The 26,049-nt window shown below is 34.1% G+C and carries 19 protein-coding genes; 17 read left to right on the top strand and 2 right to left on the bottom strand.

Going from position 1 to position 26,049, the window contains the following annotated elements:
• The first annotated feature begins 178 nt into the window (after positions 1–178).
• Positions 179–1,027 carry a hypothetical protein gene (locus EAI80_RS02110; RefSeq protein ID WP_129980774.1) on the top strand — a complete coding sequence of 283 codons (849 nt, stop codon included), beginning with the start codon at positions 179–181 and terminating at the stop codon, positions 1,025–1,027.
• A gap of 23 nt (positions 1,028–1,050) precedes the next feature.
• On the opposite strand, the gene abc-f is transcribed toward EAI80_RS02110, so the two are convergent.
• A complete protein-coding gene (gene abc-f / locus EAI80_RS02105; RefSeq protein WP_129980773.1) occupies positions 1,051–2,907 on the bottom strand; it encodes a ribosomal protection-like ABC-F family protein in 1,857 nt (618 codons plus the stop codon).
• A gap of 128 nt (positions 2,908–3,035) precedes the next feature.
• Here abc-f and EAI80_RS02100 point away from each other — a divergent pair, with 128 nt between their 5' ends.
• The 6 genes from EAI80_RS02100 (at position 3,036) to EAI80_RS02075 (ending at position 10,618) form a co-directional block, all read left to right on the top strand.
• On the top strand, positions 3,036–4,955 hold the full coding sequence (locus tag EAI80_RS02100; RefSeq protein ID WP_129980772.1) for an aconitate hydratase: 1,920 nt from the start codon (positions 3,036–3,038) through the stop codon (positions 4,953–4,955).
• Positions 4,955–5,947 (top strand): isocitrate/isopropylmalate dehydrogenase family protein, encoded by a 993-nt coding sequence (locus EAI80_RS02095; RefSeq protein ID WP_129980771.1) that lies wholly within the window; start codon positions 4,955–4,957, stop codon positions 5,945–5,947. Before EAI80_RS02100 ends, EAI80_RS02095 begins: the two co-directional genes overlap by 1 nt.
• Before the next feature lie 16 nt (positions 5,948–5,963).
• Entirely contained in the window at positions 5,964–6,638 is a 675-nt protein-coding gene (locus EAI80_RS02090; protein ID WP_129980770.1) for a GntR family transcriptional regulator, read from the top strand.
• A gap of 45 nt (positions 6,639–6,683) precedes the next feature.
• Positions 6,684–7,790, top strand: coding sequence for a metallophosphoesterase (locus tag EAI80_RS02085; protein WP_129980769.1), 1,107 nt, complete (start codon positions 6,684–6,686; stop codon positions 7,788–7,790).
• Positions 7,768–9,081: a hypothetical protein gene (locus EAI80_RS02080; RefSeq protein ID WP_129980768.1), complete on the top strand. Its 1,314-nt coding sequence runs from the start codon at positions 7,768–7,770 to the stop codon at positions 9,079–9,081. Before EAI80_RS02085 ends, EAI80_RS02080 begins: the two co-directional genes overlap by 23 nt.
• Positions 9,082–9,154: 73 nt before the next feature.
• On the top strand, positions 9,155–10,618 hold the full coding sequence (locus EAI80_RS02075) for a family 1 glycosylhydrolase (protein WP_129980767.1): 1,464 nt from the start codon (positions 9,155–9,157) through the stop codon (positions 10,616–10,618).
• Between the two features lie 29 nt (positions 10,619–10,647).
• Here the strand turns inward: EAI80_RS02075 and EAI80_RS02070 are convergent, their stop codons facing one another.
• On the bottom strand, positions 10,648–11,463 hold the full coding sequence (locus EAI80_RS02070) for a purine-nucleoside phosphorylase (protein WP_129980766.1): 816 nt from the start codon (positions 11,461–11,463) through the stop codon (positions 10,648–10,650).
• Positions 11,464–11,551: 88 nt separating this feature from the next.
• On the opposite strand from EAI80_RS02070, the gene EAI80_RS02065 reads away from it, so the two are divergent.
• The 10 genes from EAI80_RS02065 to uvrA all read left to right on the top strand — a co-directional run bounded on the left by EAI80_RS02065 (position 11,552) and on the right by uvrA (position 26,045).
• On the top strand, positions 11,552–13,135 hold the full coding sequence (locus tag EAI80_RS02065; protein ID WP_129980765.1) for an HD domain-containing protein: 1,584 nt from the start codon (positions 11,552–11,554) through the stop codon (positions 13,133–13,135).
• The gene (locus EAI80_RS02060) at positions 13,135–13,530 is read left to right on the top strand and encodes a DUF1934 domain-containing protein (RefSeq protein ID WP_129980764.1); all 396 of its coding nucleotides are present in this window, start codon (positions 13,135–13,137) and stop codon (positions 13,528–13,530) included. Before EAI80_RS02065 ends, EAI80_RS02060 begins: the two co-directional genes overlap by 1 nt.
• Positions 13,527–15,089, top strand: coding sequence for a cardiolipin synthase (gene cls / locus EAI80_RS02055; RefSeq protein ID WP_129980763.1), 1,563 nt, complete (start codon positions 13,527–13,529; stop codon positions 15,087–15,089). The genes EAI80_RS02060 and cls overlap by 4 nt, the downstream gene beginning before the upstream one ends.
• Positions 15,090–15,157: 68 nt before the next feature.
• A complete protein-coding gene (argS, locus tag EAI80_RS02050) occupies positions 15,158–16,819 on the top strand; it encodes an arginine--tRNA ligase (protein WP_129980762.1) in 1,662 nt (553 codons plus the stop codon).
• A 9-nt stretch (positions 16,820–16,828) separates the two neighbouring features.
• The gene (gene rpoE / locus EAI80_RS02045; protein WP_129980761.1) at positions 16,829–17,167 is read left to right on the top strand and encodes a DNA-directed RNA polymerase subunit delta; all 339 of its coding nucleotides are present in this window, start codon (positions 16,829–16,831) and stop codon (positions 17,165–17,167) included.
• 200 nt (positions 17,168–17,367) lie between these two features.
• Entirely contained in the window at positions 17,368–18,381 is a 1,014-nt protein-coding gene (gene gap, locus EAI80_RS02040) for a type I glyceraldehyde-3-phosphate dehydrogenase (protein ID WP_129980760.1), read from the top strand.
• A 115-nt stretch (positions 18,382–18,496) separates the two neighbouring features.
• On the top strand, positions 18,497–19,909 hold the full coding sequence (locus EAI80_RS02035; protein WP_161220265.1) for a S41 family peptidase: 1,413 nt from the start codon (positions 18,497–18,499) through the stop codon (positions 19,907–19,909).
• A 14-nt stretch (positions 19,910–19,923) separates the two neighbouring features.
• Entirely contained in the window at positions 19,924–21,894 is a 1,971-nt protein-coding gene (uvrB, locus tag EAI80_RS02030) for an excinuclease ABC subunit UvrB (protein ID WP_129980758.1), read from the top strand.
• Positions 21,884–23,248, top strand: coding sequence for an HD domain-containing protein (locus EAI80_RS02025; RefSeq protein WP_129980757.1), 1,365 nt, complete (start codon positions 21,884–21,886; stop codon positions 23,246–23,248). The genes uvrB and EAI80_RS02025 overlap by 11 nt, the downstream gene beginning before the upstream one ends.
• Entirely contained in the window at positions 23,223–26,045 is a 2,823-nt protein-coding gene (gene uvrA, locus EAI80_RS02020; RefSeq protein ID WP_129980756.1) for an excinuclease ABC subunit UvrA, read from the top strand. The genes EAI80_RS02025 and uvrA overlap by 26 nt, the downstream gene beginning before the upstream one ends.
• Positions 26,046–26,049: the final 4 nt, after the last annotated feature.

Genomic DNA, 26,049 nt, shown 5'->3' with positions numbered 1-26,049 from the left:
ATCAGGACTTCTTTTCGTCGTGGAGATAGAGAGATAGAGGGCGCGAAAAAAAAGAGCATCACCTTACGGTGATGCTCATTTGGCAAGGACTGTCAACATTCTGTCCTTGACTTTTGAACCAGTTTAGTCTTTTCCGGATGTTTTTTTTAGTGTATGATAGGTTGGAAAGGAGGGAAATATGAACGCTATTATTTTATCGCTAATAAGCTGGTTTATTTTCCTAATTAATCCTCCTATAGGTTTAGGAAGTCTTGTTGTATTAATAGAAACAGGTCTTTATTGCTTAATGGAATATCGTATTAAAAAGGCTGATGATTCAGAAAAAGATACACTCTATAATGCTTATTTTATACTATCTGTAATGTTAGTTATTGTGACTTCAGTTATTATGCTTTTCCTTTATCAATTAGATGGAGACAGTACTGTGACTCTTATTAATAAAAGAGGGGAATTGCTGAATACAGTACTCTATATGATTGGTCTAATGGTTAATGTCTTATCTATTAAGACTGTTTATGATGAAAGAAATAAATGGTTACATCGTTATGGTGGAAGAGAACTTTATGATTACTTTGATCCTGAAGGGCTGACATTTACTATGCCACGTTCCTTCTATATATGCATGGGTGCTTCTATTGTGAGTGGTTTACTGTGTCCTTACTTAGGGACTATTGGTTTCTGGACATTACTCTATATTCCAATTATTATGTTCTCACGTATGAATCTCAAGATATATAAGAATATGTATATTAAGTTATCTCATAATAGAGGAACAGAGAATGAATATGAAAGATTAAAGCATGTGGTGCCAGGAGGAATCTATACACATTATTGTTTATGGTTTGCTTATATGATTGCCTTTATGGTGATAGGCATTAAGTTCTTATGTTATTCACAGAATATTTTTGTCTTATCTTTCTTGCCAACATTAAAAGATCTTTATGCATTTTATCCATTTATTGTGTCAATCATTGGTGATTTTATCTGTGCATTTATACTTATCTATAACTTAAAACAAAGAAATTAGGACTAGGGTTGCCCCTAGTCCTTTTAAGCGTTCATCTCTTCTGAAAGTTCTTCCCATTCCGTCATGAGTTCTTCTAATTTGTTGTTTAAATCTTCTAGTTCAGCAGTGATTTCATTATACTTCTGATAATCATTCATCACTTCATCGCTATGGAGTTCTTCTTTCTTCGCACTGATCTTCTCTTCAAAGTCAGAAATATCATTTTCTATCTTCTTTAATCTATTCTTCTTTTTCTTATCAATGTTATTTTGAACTTTTACAGATGTTTCTTTCACAACTTCTTCTACTTTACGATGTTCAAGATAATAAGAATAGTTACCACCAAATATTTCATCACCATGTGGATTCATCTCTACAATCTTGGTAGCCAATTTATTAATAAAATAACGGTCATGAGAAATAAAGAGAATAGTACCAGGAAAATCTAATAATGCATCTTCTAGTACTTCCTTAGATTGAATATCTAAATGGTTTGTTGGTTCATCTAGAATTAAGAAGTTTGCCTTATTAAGTAATAGCTTAATTAAGACGATGCGTCCTTTTTCACCACCGGATAAAACATCAATTGTTTTAAATACATCTTCACCTTTGAATAAGAATGCAGCACAGATATTTCTGATTTCTGTATTATTCATATCAGGATAAGCATCATGTATTTCATCAAAAATTGTCTTTTCAGGAGATAAAGAAGTCTGTTCCTGATCATAATAACCAATCATCACCTTAGAACCTAAACGAATACGTCCATGTACAGGTAAATAATCTTTAAGAATCAAATGGAACATAGTTGTCTTACCTACACCATTAGGTCCAAGTAAAGCAACTCTTTCACCTTTCTTAACTTCAAAAGACACAGAATCAAACAATGGCTTATCAAAAGCCATCGCTACATCATCTACTTTTAAAACATCATAACCACTCTCTACTTCAGGCTCAAATGCAAAACGGATACTAGAAGGAAGACTTTCAGGCCTTTCTACCTTCTCCATACGTTCAAGTGCTTTCTCTTTAGACTCAGCACGTTTTACCTGTTTTTCACGGTTATAAGATTTTAAACGATCAATAGACTCCTGCATACGTTTAATATCTTTCTGGTTATTTAAATAATGTTTTAATTCTACATCACGATCATGCTTCTTGATTTCAGCATATTTAGAATAATTACATTTATAGATCTTACTCTTACCATTCTCTATTTCCATAATAGAAGTAGACACTTGATCAATAAAATAACGGTCATGAGATACTACAATTACAGCTTTATTATACTGTTTTAAATAGTTTTCCAACCATTCAATAGAATTTACATCAAGATGGTTGGTCGGTTCATCAAGTAATAATAAATCGGGAGAACGTAATAACAACTGACCTAACGCAATTCTTGTCTTCTGTCCACCAGATAAAATACCAATAGGTTTATACCACATATCCTCATCAAAACCTAAACCATTGAGAATACCTTTTACCTGTGACTCCATGGCATAACCGCCTTCATCCTGGAATTTAGATAATAAAGAATCATACTGATTCATAATTGTATCTAAATCATTTGTGACAGCCATTTCCTGTTCCAATTCACGAATACGTTTTTCTATCTTCTTTAAATCTTCAAAAGGTTCTTCTAATGTTTCATAAATACTCTTATTAAGATCAAACTTATGTTCCTGATTCAATGTACCAATACGAATATTCTTCGCAATAGTCATTATACCATCATCATAAGCTTCTTCATTTAAAAGAATTCTAAGCAATGTACTCTTACCAGCACCATTAACACCAATAATGGCAAGTTTATCATGCTCTTCTATATGGAATGTTATATTTTTTAGGACTTCTTTTCCTGAATAAGATTTAGATAGTCCTGAACAAGATAATATCATTTTTCATCACCCAATGTATTGTACCAATTTAACGAAATAAATACAAATTATCTTTGTTTTTTATATTGCACAGATAATAGTATATGTGTATAATTGTATACAATAAGAAACAAGGGGGAGAAGATTATATGAATCTAGCGTATAAAATCTTGAATGCACATCTTAAAGAAGGAGAATTAGTTCCAGGAACATCTATTTGTATTGGAATTGACCAGACTTTAACACAGGATTCTACAGGTACAATGGCTTATCTTCAGTTAGAAGCAATGAATGTAGGTCATGTTGCAGTAGAAAAAGCCGTGGCTTATATTGACCATAACATGCTTCAAACTGGTTTTGAAAACATGGATGACCATGAATTTATTAAGTCTGTTGCAAGAAAACATGGTATCACATTCTCTAAACCAGGTAATGGTGTTTGTCATCAGTTACAGCTTGAAAATTTCTCACATCCAGGTAAGACGCTTATTGGTTCAGATTCTCATACACCAACATGTGGTGCAATGGGTATGATTGCGATTGGTGCAGGAGGACTTGATGTCGCTGTTGCCATGGCAACAGGTAAGTACTATGTTCAGTGTCCATCAGTATTACAGGTTAAACTAACAGGACGTAAAGCACCTTGGGTATCTGCAAAAGATGTTATCTTAAAAATCTTACAGGAATTATCAGTAAAAGGTGGGGTTAATAAGATTGTTGAATATACAGGTGAAGGTTTAAATGATCTTTCACTTACTGACCGTGCGACTATCTGTAACATGGGTGCAGAACTTGGTGCCACTACTTCAGTATTCCCAACAGATGAAAATACTTTAGCTTACTTAAAACAGCAGGGTAGAGAAGATGAATATGTTGAAATGAAAGCTGATGATGATGCAACATATGATGAAACTATTGAAATCGATATGTCTACATTAGTTCCTATGGTTGCTCAGCCTCATTCACCAGATAATGTAGTAGATGTAAAAGAATTAGAAGGTATGAAGATCAATCAGGTAGTCATTGGTTCTTGTACAAACTCATCTTTACCAGATATGATGCGTGCTGCAAAAATCTTAAAAGGTCGTAAAGTAGCTGAAGATGTTTCTTTAGTTATCGCTCCAGGTTCTTCTTCAATTCTTTCTATGCTTGCACAAAATGGTGCTCTTGCAGATATGATTCATGCAGGTGCTAGAATCCTTGAATGTGGTTGTGGCCCTTGTATCGGTATGGGACAGGCTCCATTATCAAAAGGTGTATCTTTAAGAACAATCAACCGTAACTTTAAAGGACGTTCTGGTACAAATGATGCAAGTGTATATCTTGTATCCCCAGAAGTTGCTGCATTATCTGCAGTCAAAGGTTATTTATCACAGGAATTTGAAAATGATATGGTATTAGAAGAAGTACCAGATACACCATTTGTGAAGAATCCTAACTTCTTTATTAGTGAATATATCCCTGATAATAAAATCTATATGGGACCTAACATCAAACCAGTTCCTAGAGGAGATAAGTTAACAGATACAGTGACTGGTAAGGTTGTATTAAAAGTAGGAGACAATATTTCTACAGACCATATTGTACCTTCTGATTCTAAACTACTTCCATTCCGTTCTAATGTCCCTCATTTAGCTAAGTTCTCATTCTCTAAGGTAGATTCTGAATTCTATAATAGAGCCGTTAAAAACAATGGTGGTTTCATTGTAGGTGGAGATAACTATGGACAGGGTTCATCAAGAGAACATGCTGCATTAGTACCTAACTACTTAAAGATCAAAGCTATCTTCGCCATTTCATTTGCGAGAATTCATCGTTCTAACTTAATCAACAATGGTATTCTTCCACTTGTTATTGATGCGAAAGATTACGATTTCTTCAATGATCAGGATGATTACGAATTAAGTGATTTATTAACATCTGTAGAAGAAGGTAAAGACATTGTAGTGACTAATAAGAATACAAATGAAACTATTACAGCACGTCTATCATTATCAGCACGTGAAAAAGTCATGATTCAGTATGGTGGATTATTAAACGCAATTAAAGAACTAGGAGGAGATTTCTAATGAAAGCAGTACTTATTCCAGGTGATGGTATTGGACCAGAGATTTCAGCAAGTGTTGAATCTATCACAAAAGCAATGAACCTAGATATTGAATGGGTTAAATATAGAGCAGGTGCCCAATATGCAAAAGAAACAGGTGAAGTATGGGAACCTGGTCTTGTAGATGCAATTGAAGAATACAAATGGGCATTAAAAGGTCCTACAGCAACTCCAATTGGAACAGGCTTTAGAAGTGTGAATGTTGCATTAAGACAGAAATTCTCTACTTATGCTAATGTACGTCCTTTACGTAACTTCAAGGGTATTGATTCTAAATATGAAAATATTGATTTAGTCATCATTAGAGAAAATACTGAAGATTTATATAAAGGTATTGAATATATGCTCACTGATGATATTGCGAATGGTGTTAAGTTGATCACTAGAGAAGCTTCTACACGTATTTGTCGTTATGCATTTGAATATGCACGCACAAATAACAGAAAAAAAGTGACATCCATCCATAAAGCCAATATAATGAAGTATACAGATGGTCTTTTCCTTGATTGTTATAGAGAAGTGGCAAAAGACTATCCAGAAATAGAAACACAGGAAGTTATTATTGATAATATGTGTATGCAGCTTGTACAGCGTCCAGAAACATTTGATGTTCTTGTTGCACCTAACTTATATGGGGATATTGTTTCTGACTTATGTGCAGGTCTTGTAGGTGGTCTTGGTATTGCACCATCAGGTAATATTGGTGACGACTACCGTATTTATGAAGCTGTTCATGGCAGTGCACCTGATATTGCAGGTAAAGGTATTGCGAACCCAAGTTCTTTAATTCTTGCATTCGCAATGATGCTTGAAGCATTAAATAAGCAGAAAGAAGCACAATCTTTAAGAGAAGCTTTAGCAGCAGTTGTAGAAGAAGGTAAGTTTACAACACCTGATATTGGTGGACAGGCAACTACAAAAGAGTTTACAGACGCAATTATCGATAAATTATAAGAGGAGGGACAATGAAATGCCATCTCATAGCATTTTTGAATCAACTTCCCATGGATCATTGGGCTCTAAAATATTTATCTTATTACGTGATCGTATTCTTAATGAAAGTTATCAATGCGGTGATAAACTAAATGAATTAACACTTGCGAAAGAATTGAAAATTTCTCGTACACCTATTAGAGAAGCATTAAAACAGCTAGAATTAGAAGGTTTAGTAGAAAGTATTCCTAACAAAGGTGTTTATGTGAAAGGTTTTTCACCTCGTGATATTGATGATATGTTTGAAATACGTCTTTCTTTAGAGGGATTAGCTGTTTCATTCGCAATTGATCGTATAGATGAAGTACATCTTGCTAAAATTAAAGAAGTATTTGAATTACTAGAATTCTATACTACAAAGGGCGACTTTGATAAAGTGAATGATTTTAATATTTTATTCCATGAGTCTATTTATCAGGCAACACAGTCTACCTATTTTGAACAGATTCTTAAGGATATTCATTACTATGTCTCTGTGACATCAAGACATTCTATTGCACGTCCAGAACGTTTAGAATCATCACTTGCAGAACATCGTGCTATTCTAGAAGCTATCATTGATAGAGACAAAGAGGAAGCAACAGAACGTATTCAAAGACATATTCGTAAAACACAGATGCTTGTAAGAAAATATTATGCAACAAGAAAGTAGGGTCAACCTACTTTTTTTGTTGTAGAATGATATCAGGAGGTATTTATGTTAAAGCCTAAACATTTAATTAAAAAAGAAAAGAATGACTATCGCTTGATTGCGATATCAGACATACATGGTCATTTAGACCGCTTTAAAGAATTATTAAGAAAAGTGAATTATGATCCTGTAGAGGATTATTTAGTGATTATTGGCGATTTTGTAGAAAAAGGAGACCAGGTATTAGAAACAATACACTTTATTATGAATCTTTCACGTTTTCCTAAGTGTTATATATTGATGGGAAATTGTGAATGGGCGATGAATGCATTACTTACTATTCCAGAAATTGCAGGAGAAATTCCTAAGTATCTCAAAAGAAATAGTAAGAACGGTATTATTAGAGATATTTATAATCATGAACATTTTAGTGATGGACATGAAACACCTTTAGGTATGCAGAAGATTATGGCTGAAAAGCTTAAACAAGAATTAAAGTTCATGTCCCATTTACCTACTACACTATTATTTAATGATTATTTATTTGTCCATGCAGGTGTAGAACCAAGAGATAATTATAAGGAGTGTGGTTTATCATCTTACCTCGAACTCCAACATTTTTATGAACTGGGACATTCATTAAAGTATACAGTTGTAGTAGGACATCTTCCTACATCCAATTATTTCCCTCGTTCTATTCATAATGACATTATTATAGATGAAGAAAAGAAAATTATCTGTATTGATGGAGGAACAGGTGTGAAACCTATCTCACAATTAAATGCGCTTATTATAAATAGTTATAAGGGGGAAGTGACATACCAAACAGAATGTGTACAGCCATTTCCTATAGGTGTATTAAATAAAGATCTGTATGGTAATGGTGAAGTAGACCATAAGATAGCTTTTCCTGATTATGAAGTAAAGATGATGAAGAAAGGAAAAGAGTTTAGTCAATGTTATAGAGTGAGTGATCATGTAATGATCTTTATTAAGAATGAATTCTTATATGAAAGAAATCATCATCTCTATTGTTTAGATGATTATACAGATCATTGGTTTATAGGTGAAAAAGGCACTGAAGTGAAGATTGCAGGTGTCTATGGACATTATGTTTATGTCATCTGTGGTGCACAGGTAGGGTGGGTCAATGAAGAAGACATCGATTATTAAGATAGTATGTGTACTAGTTTTACTTCTAGGTGTTCATCAATGTACTTCGTATAAGGAGCTTGCACCTCATATTTTTTTAGTTAAAGAGAATACATCTTTTCTTAATCAAACACTCACAATGGGACAACCTTTAGTTGTAGAAGGACAAAGAGGTTCTCAATATTATGGTTATATATATGTGAATGGTGAGAAGAAAGAAGGCTATATATCAAGTCGTAATGTGATTGCATATGTATTTGATGAATCTTTTGAAAAAGAAATCACATCATTTCCTGATAGCTATAAACAATCTTTACGATTCTTACATGCACTTTATCCAGAATGGTGCTATGTACCTCTTAATACTTCTTTAGACTTTAGTCAAACTGCATCCATCTTCCAAAGTAAATCATTAATAGATACAAATGATTCTTCAATGATTGCCTCTCCTAATATTATAGAAGGACAGACATGGTGTCGTGTTTCATTGAATGCAGCCCGTTATTTCTTAGATCCACGTAATGGTTTGGATGCTTATCATGCGCTGATGTTTGAGAAACTCACTTATAATCCTTCTGAAACATTACAGGAAGGAAAAAGAATGCTGGAAGGAACTGAAATGTCAGGTCTAGAACCCCAGTCTAAAAAAGACTGGGCCGAACTCTATCGTTACAGTGCAGAAGTAAATAACGTCTCTATGTCATTACTCATTACCCGTGCGATTCAGGAACAGACAGGTGGAGGACTAGGACTTCGTGGAGGACATGCAAGAAACAATCCGCAAGGACCTCTCTTCTATAATATATATAATATTGGAGCAAACAGTAGTGATCAGGATGGGATAGACTTTGCGGCATCAAGAAACTGGGATACAAGAGAAAAAGCTATTCTCTATGGTTCTAAGTATTTAGCTGATAATTATATCACTAAAGGACAGGATTCTCTTTATCTGCAGAAGTTTGATGTCCATAACAATAATCCCGGTCATCATTATTATATGTCTAACATCAGAGCACCTTATAGTGAAGCAAAGAATATGTTGAAAGGGTATATCTCTAATTATATGGATCATGTGAAACGTATACTAGAAATACCACTTTATACTCATATGCCTGTCTATAATGCTTATCCTAATTCTATTGATATCAATTATTCAGGAACAATTATGAAGAATCCTTATTGTGAATATCAAATAGAGAATACATATAAGAACCTTATAGAAAATGTGGATTATATCTCTATTAATCACAAAACCTATACACATATTGTAGGTTTAAATAATTACTATGGTTCATGTGATATTCCAAAATAATATTTTCATAATCTGTCGGATTTTAATATATTTGTTTAAAAATTTATATAATATGATTTAGGAGGAATAAACAATGACATTTAGTAAAGATTTTTATTGGGGTGGCGCTGTTGCTGCCAATCAGTGTGAAGGGGCATGGAATGTAGATGGAAGAGGTATGGCCCGTACTGATGTAACTACAGGAGGAACAGTGAATACTCCTAGAATGGTTACATTTATTGATAAGGATGGTCAGAAACAGAAATTACCTAACCATGGCTTTAAATTACCAGAAGGGGCTCATTTTGCAGTCTTTGATGATGAACTCTATCCTAACCATGATGGTATTGATTTCTATCATCACTACAAAGAAGATATTGCCTTACTTAAAGAAATGGGATTCAAGATGTTCAGACTTTCTATTTCATGGTCTAGAATCTATCCTACAGGAGAAGAAACAGAACCAAATCAGGCTGGTTTAGACTTCTATAGAAATGTATTTACAGAATTAAGAAATGCGGGTATTGAACCACTCGTTTCTATCTGGCACTTTGATACACCACTTGCATTAGAAGAAAAGTATGGTGACTGGCAGGATAGAAAGTACATTGAATTATATGAAAAGTATGTGACTACTATCTTTAAAGAATATAAGGGTCTTGTAAAATACTGGCTTACATTTAATGAAATTAATAATACAATCAACTTCTTACCAGATAATGCAAGTGATGAAGCTTTCCAGGAAGCATATCAGCATCTTCATTATCAGTTTGTAGCGAGTGCAAGAGCTGTACAGATTGGTCATGCGATTGATCCTGACTATCAGATTGGCTGCATGATCTGTGGTATTACTTATTATCCACTCACTTCTGATCCAGAAGATATTCTCTTTAATCGTTATAAATGGGAAAAAGGTATCTTCTATTGCGGAGATGTTCAATGTAAAGGTAAATATCCAACATATGCAAAACGCTTATGGAAGGAACATAATGTAGAATTAGATATCACTGAACAGGATCTAGTAGAACTAAAGAATGGTACTGTTGATCTTTATACATTCTCATATTATATGTCTCAGTCTATTACAACTCACAAGAATGAAGATACAGTAGGTGGTAATATGTCATTTGGTGTACGTAACCCTTACTTAACATATTCTGATTGGGGATGGGCATTAGATCCTCAGGGATTAAGATACTATCTTGAGGTTGTTTATGACCGTTATGAATTACCATTAATGGTTGTAGAAAATGGTTTAGGTGCCTTTGATACAGTAGAAGAAGATGGTTCTATTCATGATGATTATAGAATTGACTACTACCGTGAACATATTAAAGAAATGGATAAAGCGATTGAAGAAGGTATTGATTTAATCGGTTATACAACTTGGGGCTGTATTGACCTTGTTTCTGCAGGTACTGGAGAAATGAGAAAACGTTATGGCTTTATTTATGTAGATAAACATGATGATGGTACTGGTACTATGAAGAGAAGTAAGAAAGACTCTTTCTACTGGTATAAGAAAGTCATTGAATCTAACGGTGAAGATCTAGACTAATATAAAAGACCAGCGAGAGCTGGTCTTTATTACATGTCTTTCAAAATCTGTTTTACAAGCTTTACAAGTCTTTCTTCTGCACTATTTGCTGCTTCCATGACTTCTATATGATTTAATTCATTATTAGATAATCCTGCTGCTTTATTAGTCACAAGTGAAATACCTAAAATCTTCATATCAGAATGTCTTGCAACAATAGCTTCAGGCACTGTAGACATACCTACCATATCTGCACCAAGTGTCTTGAATGCTCTGATTTCTGCAGGTGTTTCAAATTGTGGTCCTTTAAAGAAACAATAAACGCCTTCTTTTACATCTACATTTACTTTCTTTGCAGATTCAAAGGCAAGAGAGCGTAATGTTGATGTATAAACATCAGTCATATCCTTAAAACGTGGTCCAAAATCATCTAGATTAGGTCCTCTTAAAGGCGATGGCATCATAAATGATAAATGATCAGAAATAATTACAATCTGTCCTGGATTTAAATCATCTCTTACACCACCACAGGCATTAGTCACAATTAAGTTCTTAATACCTAAAGCACTGAATACACGAATAGGCATTGTGACTTTTTGCATATCATAGCCCTCATAGAAATGGAAACGACCTTTCATACAGGCAACAGTTTTACCACCAATTTCACCAATAATAAGTTTACCAGCATGTCCTGGTACAGTAGAAACAGGGAAATAAGGGATATCCTTATAATCAATTTCTACAGGTTCATTAATCACATCAGCAAGTGGTCCTAAACCTGAACCTAATACAATGGCAACATCAATAGGATTTTTATAGCGTGACTGAATATAATCACGTGCAGCATAAATTTCATCAATATACATAAATATACCTCCATAGCTATTATAACCTATATCATTCGCAAATAACTCTTAAAAATGATAAAATAACCCTAATAAGGAAGGTGATACCATGCATTTAGAAGATTACCGTTTATTTGATACAAAAGTATTTAGAGATGTTGTTCATGATTATATACGTGTTGAATATATGCCTATCTGGAAACTGATTAATACAAAAGAATTTCAACGTTTAAGACGTATTAAACAGTTAGGAGGTACATCCATGGTATTTCCTAGTGCAGAACATTCACGTTTTGTCCATTCTTTAGGTGTTTATGAAATAACTCGACAAATGACAGAATTAGATCAAGTCAAAAACCACTTAACAGACTATGAACGTTTAACTGTATTATGTGCCGCTTTATTACATGATTTAGGACATGGTCCTTTCTCTCATTCATTTGAGGGAATCTTTCATTATAATCATGAAGAGATGACCACAGCTCTTATTAGAGGACATACAGAGGTACATGAAGTCCTCTCACAGGTTGATCCTCATTTGCCTGAAGATGTGGCACGTATTATAGAAAAGAAAGCCGATAAACCAATGTTGGTGCAGATGATCTCTAGTCAGGTTGATGCTGATCGTATGGATTACCTTCTACGTGATTCTTATAACTGTGGTGTGACTTATGGACAGTTTGATTTATCAAGAATATTACGTACTATGCGTATTGTAGATAATCGTATTGTCTTTAAATCTTCCGGTGTACAGGCAATAGAAGATTATATTCTAGCTCGTTATTATATGTATTGGCAGGTGTATTATCATCCCGTATCTAGAAGTTATGAACAAGTACTAGGGAGTGTTATGAAACGTGTAAAGGACTTATATAAACAAAACTATACCTTTAAATCTTCATTTCCACTTCTCGTTCCTTTCTTAGAAGATAGTTTCACACCTGAACAATTTGTAAGACTTGATGAAACATCATTACTCTATTATATAAGATGCTTTATGGATGAAGATGATACAATTCTTAAAGATTTATCGACTCGTTTATTAGAAAGAGAATTATTTAAATATCGTACACTTAAGGGTGATGAAGATTATGAAAATACACGAAAGATATGTATAGAAGAAGGACTGGATCCTCGCTATTATGTCACAAGTGATGCGATTATGAATCAGGTACCTTATAAACGTATGGAGGTCAGACATGCAAATGAAGTAGAAATACTTAAACAAGATGGAACAATTAGTTCATTACCAGAAGAATCAGAAATTGTACAAGCTATATTATTAGGTAAAGCCAAACAGGATCAAAAAATCTTCTCTACAAGACAAGTTATTAGACGTTCATCTTTTAGATATCAGTCTTTTAATAAATATAAGGATGCACAGGGTACACACTATATCCTTGAACAGGCTTCTAAAGAATGGAATCAGGAAGGATTATTCTTAGAATTCTATCAAGAAGATCATGTTATAGGGTGTGCACATATTATTGATGATTGTGTAAAAGATATTGTATTACTTCCTGATGATCGTAGAGAATTCTATGAGAAAGAAGTATTAGGTGCTATAGAGGAGTTCTTCAAGAAACAACATATGTGTGTAGTGAAGATCATTCCTTATTCACAATCTCTTGATTTTTATCTAGAAAATGGGTATCGTACAGAAGGTTACTATATAATTAAGGAGGTAGGATGATGAAAAAAAGAATTTCTTATGAATGTTTATTAGTCAATGGCCCTGTCAAAGAAAAAGTAAAATACAAAGAGATAGGAGACCATTATGAAGTAAAAGGTGTTCATCATATCTCTTTTGAAGTAGAAGGAAAACCAATGCATATCCAATATGATGATACACATGTACATCTTGTGAATGATCAATCTGTATTACACTTTAATAAGGATATGCGTGTACCGAATAAATATACATTGCCTTATGGTGTTGTAGAACTTCATACAAAAGTGATTTCTTTAGAATATAGAGAAGGTACAATGAAATTTATCTATGAACTCTATGATCAGGAACATCTTGTAACAAAAGCTTATATGATGGTGCATTACTCTGATATAGATGAAGAAGGGGTGCCTTCATGAAATATATAAAACGTTTTACAGCATTGTTCTTTGAATATCTATATCGTTTTATCCAGTTCTTACTAAGTCCGATTGTGATTTATATTGCGCTCATCTGTATTCAGGCTATTTATCTTGTATACTTTGCAGCAATACTCACAGACTTTAATGGTGTGGTTCGTTTCTTATTTATCTCACTTTCCGCATTTATGATCTTTTATTTGATTAGTAAAGATGAGAATACAAACTATAAGATGACATGGATCTTCTTTATAATGTTATTGCCTAACGCAGGAGGATTACTTTATCTCTTGTTAGGTAACAAGAGACCATCACGCTGGTTAAAAAGAAAGATTCAGCCAGAAGTACAATATTTTAATGAAACAAGACATCAGGATCCGGTTATTAGAAATCAGATTATTAATAAGAAGATTATTTCTTTAGATTATCTCAATAGACAATCATTCCCTATATATAATCATACAGAATGTAAGTACTATTCATTAAGTGATTATAACTATCAGGATATGATTAAAGATCTTTTACATGCAAAACATTTTATCTTTATGGAGTACTTTATTGTTTCTAAAGGACTGATGTTTGATACAATCATCGGAATCTTAAAACAGAAGGTTAAAGAAGGTGTTGATGTACGCTTTATCTTTGATGACTTTGGTTCCTTTACAACTGTACCTCTTCACTTTGCAAAAAAATTAGAAGAAGCAGGCATTAAAACAGTGATGTTTAACCGTTTTATTCCTGTCTTCTCTTTAAGCCAGAACCATAGAGACCATCGTAAGATCTGTGTGATTGATGGTTATATTGGCTATTCTGGAGGTTTTAACTTAGCAGATGAATATATTAACTGTAAGATGCGTTTTGGACATTGGAAGGATACAGGTATTCGTTTAGAAGGAGAAGCAGTATGGTCTTTGACATCTATGTTTCTATCAACCTTCTATGCTTATCATAAGGAATATCATGGAGAAGATATAGAACAGTTTAAACCACATACCTATCATCCTGAGCCATTTAAGAATACAGGTTATGTATTACCCTATGGAGATGATCCTTTAGATGATGAAGGTGTTGGAGAAGCAGTTTATTTAAATATGATTACACATGCTTCTAGAAGTATTGATATTATGACACCTTATTTTATTATTGATGATGTTATGTTGAAGGCATTGTGCCTTGCTTCTAAGAATGGTGTTAAGATCAGACTCTATGTCCCTCATGTACCGGATAAGAAGATTGTCTTTAGAGTGACACGTTCTTATTATTATGATCTCATTCGTGCTGGTATTGAGGTGTATGAATATTTACCAGGCTTCTTACATGCGAAAGTCATGTTAGTTGATGGTAAAGCAGCTACAGTAGGAACAATCAACTTTGATTATCGTTCTTTATACTTACACTTTGAATGCAATGTCTTATTATATGAAGCAGAATGTTTATCTGCAATCAAGAGAGATTTTAGAGAAATGAATGAAATCTGTGCACCTGTAAAAATAGATGACAGCCGTCATTTTAAAGGACTCGTAGAAGGATTATTGAGATTATTCTCTCCACTTCTATAAAATTCTTGACAGTCCAACATTTTGTGATACATTATTTAGAGTATGAAATAAAAAAGGAGGAATACAAGATGGCTGAAAATAAGCTTGAAAACTCACTAAAAATCGCCATTGGTCAGTCTGTTAAAAAGTGCTTTGAAGCAGTAGATATCACCCCTGAAAATATCATGGTTGAGATTCCTAAGGATTCTACTCATGGTGATTATTCTACTAACATTGCAATGCAGCTGACAAGAACACTCCATAAGAATCCTCGTGAAATTGCGACAGCCATTGTTGATTCACTTGATCAGGAAGCAGCACATGTAGAAAAAGTAGAAATTGCTGGTCCTGGTTTTATTAACTTCTTTATGAAAAATGATGCGCTTACTTCAGTAATTACTGAAGTACTTTCAGAAAAGGATAATTATGGACAGACTCACTTCGGTGAAGGAAAGAAATATAACGTAGAATTTGTTTCTGCCAACCCAACAGGTGACTTACACTTAGGTCATGCAAAGGGTGCTGCAGTAGGTGATTCTATCTGTCGTATTATGACTAAAGCAGGTTATAATGTAACTAGAGAATATTATATTAATGATGCAGGTAAACAGATCACTAACCTTGCATTATCTCTATACAGCCGTTATCTTGCATTATTTGATATTGAACGTCCAATTCCTGAAGATGGATATATGGGACAGGACGTCATTGATATTGCGAAGAGTATCAAGGAAAAAGAAGGAGATGCTTTAACTCAGTTAACTGAAGAAGAAGCTATTGCTTATTTCCGTAAGGTTGGTACTGAACATGAATTACAGAAGATCAAAGATATCTTAAAGGAATTCCGTGTATCATTTGATGTATGGTTCTCTGAAACTTCTCTATATGAAGGTAATAAGATTGAACCTGCAATCAATAAGTTAAAAGAAAAAGGCTATACATATGAACAGGATGGAGCCTTATGGTTTAGAACAACTGACTTTGGTGATGATAAGGACCGTGTTCTTATTAAAACTGATGGAAGTTATACATACTTCACACCAGATATCGCATATCACTTAAGTAAGATGAACAGAGGTTATGATTACTTAGTTGACTTACTTGGTGCTGACCACCATGGTTATATCAATCGTATGAAAGCAGCTATTCAGGCTTTAGGTTATAATGCAGATCAGTTAAATATCGATATCTTACAGATGGTAAGAATGGTTGAAAACGGTGAAGTAGTTAAGATGAGTAAACGTACTGGTAACGCTGTTACTATTCGTGACTTAATTGATGATATTGGTGTAGATGCAACTCGTTATTTCTTTGTAGCGAAAGCAGCGAACACACCATTTGATTTTGACTTAGGACTTGCAAAATCACAGTCAAATGAAAACCCTGTATACTATGCACAGTATGCACATGCAAGAATGTGTTCAATCATGAGATCAGCAGCAGAAAAGAACATTGAACCTGCAGATCACTTTGAATTGATTAATAACCCAAAAGAAATTGAATTATTAAAACACATTAATGAATTCAAAAACACAATCAATGATGCAGCTCGTACAAGAGCCCCTCATAAGATTGCAAACTATATTCAGAAATTAGCACAGTTATTCCATTCATTCTATGGTGACTGTCATGTAATTGATGAAGAAAACAAAGAATTATCATCTCAACGTTTAGCACTTGTAGAAGCAACACGCATTACACTTGCAAACGCATTAAACTTAATTGGTGTCCATGCACCAGAAAAGATGTAGGAGGCTACTATGGATTACAGACAAGAGTCAATGGTAAATATCGCATTCGAAATTCTTACTAAATCAGCAGGAGCAATGAGTTTCTATGATATTTGGAAAGAAGTTGCTGAAAAGAAAGAATTCGATGAAGAACAGAAAGATGATAACGAATCATTATTCTATACAAATATGATCTTAGATGGTCGTATGATCACTGTTGGTGAAAACAAATGGGATCTTAGAACAAGACATAGATTCGAAGAAGTGCATATCGATATGAATGATATCTACAATGAAGATGAATCAGAAGAAAGCGCTGAAGAAGAAGACGAAGGCTTAGTTGAAGATAACTATGGTGAAGAAGAATAAGGAGAAATCCTTATTCTTTTTTTCTATAAATTAAGATAGTTTTTACATGCTTATGCTTCATTTTTGTGTTTTGTTCTAAACATTAAAAAAAGTTTTGATGAAAGGGTTTACCTTTACATAAATCCTTGTGAAATAGTTGATTTTAGTTAAGTGCTGGATTATAATACAAATAGAAATTATTTAAGGAGGAATGTCATATTATGGCAGTAAAAGTTGCAATTAATGGATTTGGCCGTATCGGTCGTTTAGCATTCAGACAGATGTTTGATGCAGAAGGTTATGAAGTAGTAGCTATCAACGATTTAACTTCACCTAAAATGTTAGCTTACTTATTAAAGTATGATTCTTCACAGGGTAAATATGCTCATGCTGATACAGTAGAAGCAGGAGAAGATTTCATCACTGTTAACGGTAAGAAAATCACTATCTATAAAGAACCAGATGCTTCTAAATTACCTTGGGGTGAATTAGACGTAGACGTAGTTCTTGAATGTACTGGTTTCTACACTTCAAAAGCAAAAGCTGAAGCTCATGTAGCTGCAGGTGCTAAGAAGGTTGTTATTTCAGCTCCAGCTGGAAACGATCTTAAGACTATCGTATTCAACGTAAACAACGAAACATTAACAGCAGATGATCAGGTTATCTCTGCAGCTTCTTGTACTACAAACTGCTTAGCTCCAATGGCTGATGCATTAAACAAGTTAGCAGAAATCCAGGGTGGTATCATGTTAACAGTTCATGGTTACACTGGTGACCAGATGCTTCTTGATGGACCACAGAGAAAAGGTAACTTAAGAAGATCTAGAGCTGCTGCAGTTAACATCGTACCATCATCTACAGGTGCTGCAAAAGCTATCGGTTTAGTTATCCCAGAATTAAATGGTAAATTAATCGGTTCTGCAGTTCGTGTACCAGTTCCAACTGGATCAACTACAGTTTTAACAGCTGTTGTTAAGGGTACTGTTACTGTTGATGAAGTTAACGCTGCTATGAAGGCTGCTGCAACTGATTCATTCGGTTACAATGAAGACGAAATCGTATCTTCTGACATCGTTGGAATGACTTACGGTTCATTATTTGACGCAACTCAGACTATGGTCACAGCTTTACCTGATGGAAATAGTGAAGTTCAGGTTGTATCTTGGTACGACAATGAAAACTCATTCACTTCTAACATGGTTAAGACAATCAAGTATTTCTCAGAATTAGCTTAATCAGATCTGAATTAAATAATGGAAGATCCCTATTATAGGGATCTTTTCTTTTTGGTCAAGTTTCTACTCAAAACAGTCATGTTATGATAAAATAATGAAACGAGGTGACTTGAACATGGAATTAAATAAAAGAAAGAAAAACTTATTAATCAAATATATAGTCATAGGTGTATTATGTTTAGCTCTTGGATTTGGGAGTGGTTATTTAGTATTTCATAATAGTGATGCGAGTGCTGAAGATAAGACAAATACGACAGTAGTAGATGAAGTAGTAGAACTTCTTAATAATAATTGGCTGGATACAACTGATTCTAAAATATCTATTCAAGATCGTATGATTGAAGGATTGGTAGATGGTTTAGGTGATTCACATTCTTCTTATATGTCTACACAGGAGAATAAAGAATTTAATAGTGATATTAATGGTAATTACAGTGGTATTGGTGTTTATTTCTCACCTGTACATAGCGGTGCTTTATTAACTGGTATTATTGAAGGAAGCAGTGCAGAAAAAGCAGGTCTTAAAGCAGGAGATATCATTACTGATGCTGATAACAAATCACTTTCTGGCATGACTAGTACTGAAATGCAGGAATATATTAAAGGAAATGAAGGGACTGAAGTCTCTTTAAAGATAAAAAGACTTCAACAGACTTTAAATGTGAAAGCAGTACGTAAGAATTTTAGCTCTGATGTGACTTATTATGTAGGTACTACAAATAATAAAACATATGGTTATGTGAATATTTCTACTTTTGGTGATACAACTGCTCAGCATGTAGAAAAAGCTTTAAAAGAGTTTAAGAAACAGAATGTCTCAGATATTATTCTAGATTTAAGAGGTAATGGTGGAGGTTATATTACTGCTGCTAGAGATCTGCTTTCTTTATTTAATGAGAAGGGAGAGACACTCTTTACTGTTAAGAATAAGAAGGGTCAGACTGAAACATATAAGGATAATAGTAAGACACATTATGCATTTTCTAATGGTTATATTTTAATGAATAGTGGAACAGCCAGTGCATCTGAATTATGTGCAGGTACATTTAAAGAAATACAGGGATATAAACTTATTGGGCAGCAGTCTTATGGGAAAGGGACTATCCAGGCACAGACAAACTTATCTGATGGTTCTGTATTGAAATACACTTATGCAAAGTGGTATACACCTAAGGGTGTGAATATTAATAAGAAGGGATGGACTCCAGATGTCACTGTAGAGGATCAATCTCTCTTATCAGCTTATTTCACTTATTATAGTGATAAGTTTTATGTGGATAATGTGAATAATTCTATTATTGTGATGGAAAGATTATTAGATGTGTTAGGTTATAATCCAGGTCGTACAGATGGTTATTTCTCACAAGGAGTGAGTGATGCATTAAAACGTTTTGAACAGGATCATGGATTGACTGTAGATGGCGTATTAGAATATAGTGATCAGGAATGCATGGTTTCTGTACTTACAGAAAGATTAAGTCATAAGGAATATGATAATAGTTTACAGAAGGTACTTACTTTAATATAGAAAGAAGGGATTTTATGTCTTACAAGCTTGTATCAAAATTTAAACCAATGGGTGACCAGCCCGAGGCTATTAAAGAATTAGTAGAAGGTATTCATCAAGGTAAAAAGACACAGGTATTATTAGGTGGTACAGGAACTGGTAAGACATTTACCTTTGCGAATGTCATTGCACAGGTGAATAAACCTACTCTTGTACTATCACATAATAAAACTCTTGCAGGACAGTTATATAGTGAATTAAAGGAATTCTTTCCAGAAAACCGTGTAGAATACTTTATTTCAAACTTCGATTTCTACCAGCCAGAAGCCTATATACCTAAGAGTGATACATATATTGATAAAGAATCACAGACAAATGAAGAAATAGAGATGTTAAGAGCTGCTGCTATGAATTCTTTATTAGAAAGAAAAGACACAATTGTCGTGGCCTCTGTGGCAGCTATTTATGGGTTAGGTAATCCACAAAGTTATCAAGAAATGATCTTCTCTTTACGTGTAGGACAAGAAATAGATCGACGTGAATTACTTACATTCTTGGTAGATAGACAATATACTAGAAATGATATGGACCAGGTCAAAGGTACTTTTAGAGTACGTGGTGATGTCATTGAAATAGTACCAGGTCATACTGAATCTTATATTATACGTATTGAATTATTTGGTGATGAAGTAGATCGTATTACAGAAGTAGATCCTCTGACAGGTCATGTTCAAGCATCTTATAATACTTATACAATTTATCCGGCTGAAGAATATATTACAAGTCGTGAAAAGATGCTTCATGCCTGTGATACGATAGAAGAAGAATTAAAAGAACGTCTACAATATTATCAAGATGCCGCAAAACCTCTTGAATATGAAAGAATAGACAACCGTACAAGACATGATATTGAAATGTTGAGAGAAGTAGGTATCTGTCCAGGTATTGAAAACTATTCACGTCATATTGATGGTAGAAAACCAGGAGAAAGACCTTATTGTTTATTAGATTATTTCCCGGATGATTTTTTACTTATTGTTGATGAATCTCATGTTATGCTTCCACAGATCAGAGGTATGTTTAATGGAGATAGAAGCCGTAAAGAAACATTGGTAGAATATGGTTTCCGTTTACCAAGTGCTTTAGATAACAGACCACTTCGGTTTGAAGAGTTTGAAAAGCTTATTCCCCAGGCAATATATGTATCTGCCACACCGGGTGATTATGAATTAGAAGGTGTACATGGTGAATATGTAGAACAGATTATTCGTCCAACAGGATTATTAGATCCTATTATTGAAGTACGTCCTATTGAAGATCAGATTGATGATATCATTAGTGAAATACAATTACGTATAGAAAGAAATGAACGTGTACTTATTACGACTCTTACAAAGAGAATGGCTGAAGATTTAACTGATTACCTTAAGGAATTTGGTTTAAAGGTCGCTTATCTTCATTCAGAAACAAAGACATTAGAACGTACAGAAATATTAAGAGATTTACGTTTAGGTAAATATGATGTCTTAATTGGTATCAACTTATTAAGAGAAGGTTTAGACCTTCCAGAAGTCTCTCTTGTATGTATTTTAGATGCAGATAAGGAAGGGTTCTTAAGAAGTGAACGTTCATTGATTCAGACAATTGGTCGTGCTGCAAGAAATGCGGATGGTCATGTAATCATGTATGCAGACCGTATTACTGATTCAATGCAGCGTGCTATTGATGAAACAAGTCGTCGTAGAGAAATACAAGAAGCTTATAATAAAGCCCATGGTATTACACCTACAACTATCAAGAAAGAAATTAGAGAAGCAATCCATGGTCAGGAAGTCATTGATGAAGCACAGAAGCTTGTCAAGAAAGGCCGTAAGGCACCTAAGAAGGATAAGAAGGGTCTTCTTGAGGAATTAGAAAGACAGATGAAGGAAGCAGCTAAGGTGCTTGACTTTGAACGAGCTATGGAATTACGCGATATGATAGAGGAGATTAAAGATGGAAAGTAAGTTTAATCTCACACCTCTCGCATTAGATGTCTTTGAGGCAATTAAACAGGCAGGAGGACATGTATATCTAGTAGGAGGGTGTGTACGAGATTTTCTATTAAAAAGAAGATCTAAAGATATTGATGTAGAAGTACATCACCTCTCTTTTGAGGCTTTAAAGGAAGTATTATCTCCCTTTGGAACAGTACAGGTGATGGGTGCATCCTTTGCGGTTGTACATCTTTCTACATTAGAAGGTTATGAATTTGCCTTACCTAGAATAGAAGAGAAGACAGGACTGAAGCATCAGGATTTTAATATTATTGTGGATCCAGATCTTCCTTTAGAAAAAGCCTGTGCTAGAAGAGATTTCACTATTAATAGTATGTTATATGATGTAGAAACAGAGAAAGTGATTGATTTCTATTCAGGACAGGAAGATTTAAAGAATGGTATTTTACGTGCTACAAATAAAGATCATTTCTCAGAAGATCCATTACGTGTATTAAGAGGTGCTTCTTTTATGTCACGCTATGGCTTTAAGATGGATGGAGACACAGAGAATCTTTGTCAATCTATTGTAGAAGAAGGTGGATTAGAGACTTTAAGTATCGAACGTATTTATACAGAATATTGTAAGATATTGATGGGATTATATCCTTCACAGGGATTTAATTTCTTAAGAGATATTCATGGTTTACCATTCTATTTAGAAGATTTAGTCACAACACATCAAAGAACTGACTATCATCCAGAAGGTAGTGTATGGAATCATACAATGTTGGTGACTGACTTAGCAGCTTTATGTAAGCATCATACAAGTGAACCGTTATGGTTTATGTGGAGTGCTTTATTACACGATATAGGTAAACCACTAGTGACAACACCAGAAGGACATGCTTATGGTCATGCAGAAGAAGGGGCAGCTCTCTTTAATGAGAAGGTAGATCTTATTCTTTCTCATAAACAGCAGAAATATATTTATACTATGGTTCAATATCATATGGTATTACCTACATTTTCTCGTAATCATGCAAGAAAGATCAAATTCTTACGCTTCTTAAAAGCAATTGATCAGAAGGCTCCTCTAAAAGATCTTCTTTATCTTGCAAGATGTGATAAGTTAGGTAGAGGTATGGTCACAAGTGCTTCTATTAATGAGTTAAATGAATATGTAGAGGAAATGATTTCTATTTGTGGGGATCATGCACCTGCAGCTATTGTGACAGGTAAAGATTTAATTAATGAAGGTTTTGAGAATCATCAGGATTATTCTAAAATCCTTTCTCTTGCCTATGATTACCAATTACAAGGTTTAAATAAAGAAGTGATTATAAGGAGGTTGAAGAATGAAACAGGATGTCATTGCGGTTAGAGGTGCACGTGTCAATAACCTCAAGAATGTGAATATAGATATTCCTAAGAATCAATTAGTCATTATGACTGGTTTATCAGGAAGTGGTAAAACATCTCTTGCGTTTGATACAATCTATGCAGAAGGTCAGAGACGTTATGTAGAATCATTAAACTCATATGCAAGACAGTTCTTAGGTGGAATGGAAAAACCTGATGTAGATTCAATAGAAGGCTTATCACCCGCTATTGCGATTGATCAGAAAACAACATCTAATAATCCACGTTCTACTGTTGGTACAGTGACTGAGATTTATGATTATCTACGTTTATTATATGCACGTGTAGGACATGCTTATTGTCCTCATCATGGTATTAAGATAGAAGCCCAGACATTAAAACAGATGGGTGATATTGTGGATACATATGATGATGGAGATAAATTACAGATACTTGCACGTATGGCAATGAACCAAAAGGGGACACATAAAGATCTCTTTGATAAATTAAGAAAAGAGGGGTATGTCAGAGTTAAGGTAGACGGAAACATGTATACTCTTGATGAAGACATTACTCTAGAAAAAAATAAAAAACATACTATCGATGTTATTGTCGATCGTATCAAGAAAAAAGAAGGATATCGTACACGTCTCATAGAATCTTTAGAAACAGCTTTAAAACTTACAGATGGTGAAGCTATTGTAGAGAATTTGACTCAGGGTACAGAAAAGCTTTTCTCTTCTAACTATGCCTGTCCTATTTGTGGTTTCTCTGTTCCTAAACTAGAACCACGTTTATTCTCATTTAATAATCCCTTAGGTGCTTGTCCTGATTGTAAAGGTTTAGGTATTAAGGAAGAAGTTGATTTGGATTTATTAGTACCAGATTGGAATTTAAGTATTAATGAAGGTGGTATTCGTTATTTTAAGACAGCAGTTGGTACTGATCGTATTGAATGGCAGAGATTCTTAAAACTATGTGAATATTATCATATTGACTTAGATAAACCTTTAAAGGACTTTGATGAAGAAGAAAGAGATATTATCTTTACTGGTTCACATGATCCTATTACTTATACAATTGTTTCTTCTTCTGGTAATGTTTCTCGTACAACAAACTATATTGAAGGTGTTGTTACACTTATACAAAGACGCTATGAAGAAACATCTTCTAAATGGTCTAAAGAATGGTATGCCTCATTTATGGCTGAACATACCTGTCCTACATGCCACGGTGCAAGACTGAATGAAATGGTCTTAAGTGTACAGGTGGGTGGTTTGAATATCATTGAATTTACGAATCTTTCTATTGAGAAAGCTTTGGAGTTTGTAGAAAACTTAAAGTTATCAGAAATGGAAGAAAAGATTGCCCATTTGATCTTAAAAGAAATTCATGATCGTTTGACATTCTTAAATGAAGTAGGACTTGGATATTTAACACTTTCTAGACGTGCTGGAGGATTATCTGGTGGTGAAGCACAGCGTATTCGTCTAGCTACTCAGATTGGTTCACGTTTAACAGGTGTTTTATATGTATTAGATGAACCGTCTATTGGTCTTCATCAAAGAGACAATGAGAAACTTATTCATACATTACAGGAAATGCGTGATTTAGGAAATAGTGTTCTTGTTGTAGAACATGATGAAGATACAATGCGTGAATCTGATTATATTATTGATATTGGACCTGGTGCTGGTATTCATGGTGGACAGGTAGTTGCCTATGGTACACCTGAAGAAGTCGCTGCCAATGAAAATTCTATTACTGGTGATTATTTATCTGGTAGAAAGAAGATTAAGGTTCCTAAAACAAGACATAAAGGCAATGGTCTTTATTTAGAAGTACGTGGGGCTAAGGAACATAACTTAAAGAATATTAATGTGAAGTTCCCATTAGGTAAGTTTATTGCGGTTACAGGTGTGTCTGGTTCAGGTAAATCTACTTTAGTGAATGATATTTTATGTAAAGCATTACGTGCAAAGATTTATCGTTCAAGAGAACTACCAGGTAAACATAAAGAAATACGTGGTATAGAAAATATTGATAAGGTAATTGAAGTATCACAGGAACCAATTGGTCGTACACCACGTTCTAATCCAGTTACCTATACAGGTGTCTTTGATGATATTCGTGATTTATTTGCGAAGATTCCAGAAGCTAAAATACGTGGATATGATAAGGGACGTTTCTCATTTAATGTGAAGGGTGGACGTTGTGAAGCATGTCAGGGAGATGGTGTTAAACGTATCTCTATGAACTTCTTACCAGATGTTTATGTACCTTGTGAAGAATGTCATGGACATCGTTATAATGAGGAAACATTACAGGTCACTTATAAGGATAAGAATATCTATGATGTATTAGAAATGACTGTAGAAGAATCACTTACTTTCTTTGAAAATCTTCCTCGTATTCATACTAAACTACAAGCATTATATGATGTAGGACTTGGCTATATTAAGCTAGGACAAAGTGCAACGACACTTTCTGGTGGTGAAGCCCAAAGAGTAAAACTTGCATCAGAATTACAGAAGCGTTCAACAGGAAAAACATTATATATTCTTGATGAACCTACTACAGGATTACACAGTGATGACGTGAATAGATTAATTGCTGTATTACAGAAGATTGTGGATAATGGTGATACAGTATTAGTCATTGAACACAATCTAGATGTCATTAAGGTCGCAGATCACATCATTGATTTAGGATTGGAAGGCGGCGATAATGGTGGTACAATAGTCGTAGAAGGCACCCCTGAAAAGGTCGCAAAGTGTGAAAAGAGCCATACAGGACGCTTTCTTAAGAACCTATTGTAAGGAG

This window comes from Catenibacterium sp. co_0103 (assembly GCF_004168205.1).
GTDB classification, from domain to species: Bacteria; Bacillota_I; Bacilli_A; order Erysipelotrichales; family Coprobacillaceae; genus Catenibacterium; species Catenibacterium mitsuoka_A.
The sequence above is the reverse complement of the archived record's forward strand: the minus strand, read 5'-3'. Positions and strand labels throughout refer to the sequence as shown.

Excerpts from the sequence above, each read along its gene's own strand:
- argS (WP_129980762.1), top strand. The coding sequence starts at position 15,158 with ATGGCTGAAAATAAGCTTGAAAACTCACTAAAAATCGCCATTGGTCAG.
- EAI80_RS02060 (WP_129980764.1), top strand. The coding sequence starts at position 13,135 with ATGAAAAAAAGAATTTCTTATGAATGTTTATTAGTCAATGGCCCTGTC.
- EAI80_RS02035 (WP_161220265.1), top strand. The coding sequence starts at position 18,497 with ATGGAATTAAATAAAAGAAAGAAAAACTTATTAATCAAATATATAGTC.
- EAI80_RS02090 (WP_129980770.1), top strand. The coding sequence starts at position 5,964 with ATGCCATCTCATAGCATTTTTGAATCAACTTCCCATGGATCATTGGGC.
- EAI80_RS02095 (WP_129980771.1), top strand. The coding sequence starts at position 4,955 with ATGAAAGCAGTACTTATTCCAGGTGATGGTATTGGACCAGAGATTTCA.
- EAI80_RS02110 (WP_129980774.1), top strand. The coding sequence starts at position 179 with ATGAACGCTATTATTTTATCGCTAATAAGCTGGTTTATTTTCCTAATT.
- gap (WP_129980760.1), top strand. The coding sequence starts at position 17,368 with ATGGCAGTAAAAGTTGCAATTAATGGATTTGGCCGTATCGGTCGTTTA.
- EAI80_RS02065 (WP_129980765.1), top strand. The coding sequence starts at position 11,552 with ATGCATTTAGAAGATTACCGTTTATTTGATACAAAAGTATTTAGAGAT.
- uvrA (WP_129980756.1), top strand. The coding sequence starts at position 23,223 with ATGAAACAGGATGTCATTGCGGTTAGAGGTGCACGTGTCAATAACCTC.
- EAI80_RS02100 (WP_129980772.1), top strand. The coding sequence starts at position 3,036 with ATGAATCTAGCGTATAAAATCTTGAATGCACATCTTAAAGAAGGAGAA.
- EAI80_RS02085 (WP_129980769.1), top strand. The coding sequence starts at position 6,684 with ATGTTAAAGCCTAAACATTTAATTAAAAAAGAAAAGAATGACTATCGC.
- EAI80_RS02075 (WP_129980767.1), top strand. The coding sequence starts at position 9,155 with ATGACATTTAGTAAAGATTTTTATTGGGGTGGCGCTGTTGCTGCCAAT.
- uvrB (WP_129980758.1), top strand. The coding sequence starts at position 19,924 with ATGTCTTACAAGCTTGTATCAAAATTTAAACCAATGGGTGACCAGCCC.
- EAI80_RS02025 (WP_129980757.1), top strand. The coding sequence starts at position 21,884 with ATGGAAAGTAAGTTTAATCTCACACCTCTCGCATTAGATGTCTTTGAG.
- rpoE (WP_129980761.1), top strand. The coding sequence starts at position 16,829 with ATGGATTACAGACAAGAGTCAATGGTAAATATCGCATTCGAAATTCTT.
- EAI80_RS02080 (WP_129980768.1), top strand. The coding sequence starts at position 7,768 with ATGAAGAAGACATCGATTATTAAGATAGTATGTGTACTAGTTTTACTT.
- cls (WP_129980763.1), top strand. The coding sequence starts at position 13,527 with ATGAAATATATAAAACGTTTTACAGCATTGTTCTTTGAATATCTATAT.
- abc-f (WP_129980773.1), bottom strand. The coding sequence starts at position 2,907 with ATGATATTATCTTGTTCAGGACTATCTAAATCTTATTCAGGAAAAGAA.
- EAI80_RS02070 (WP_129980766.1), bottom strand. The coding sequence starts at position 11,463 with ATGTATATTGATGAAATTTATGCTGCACGTGATTATATTCAGTCACGC.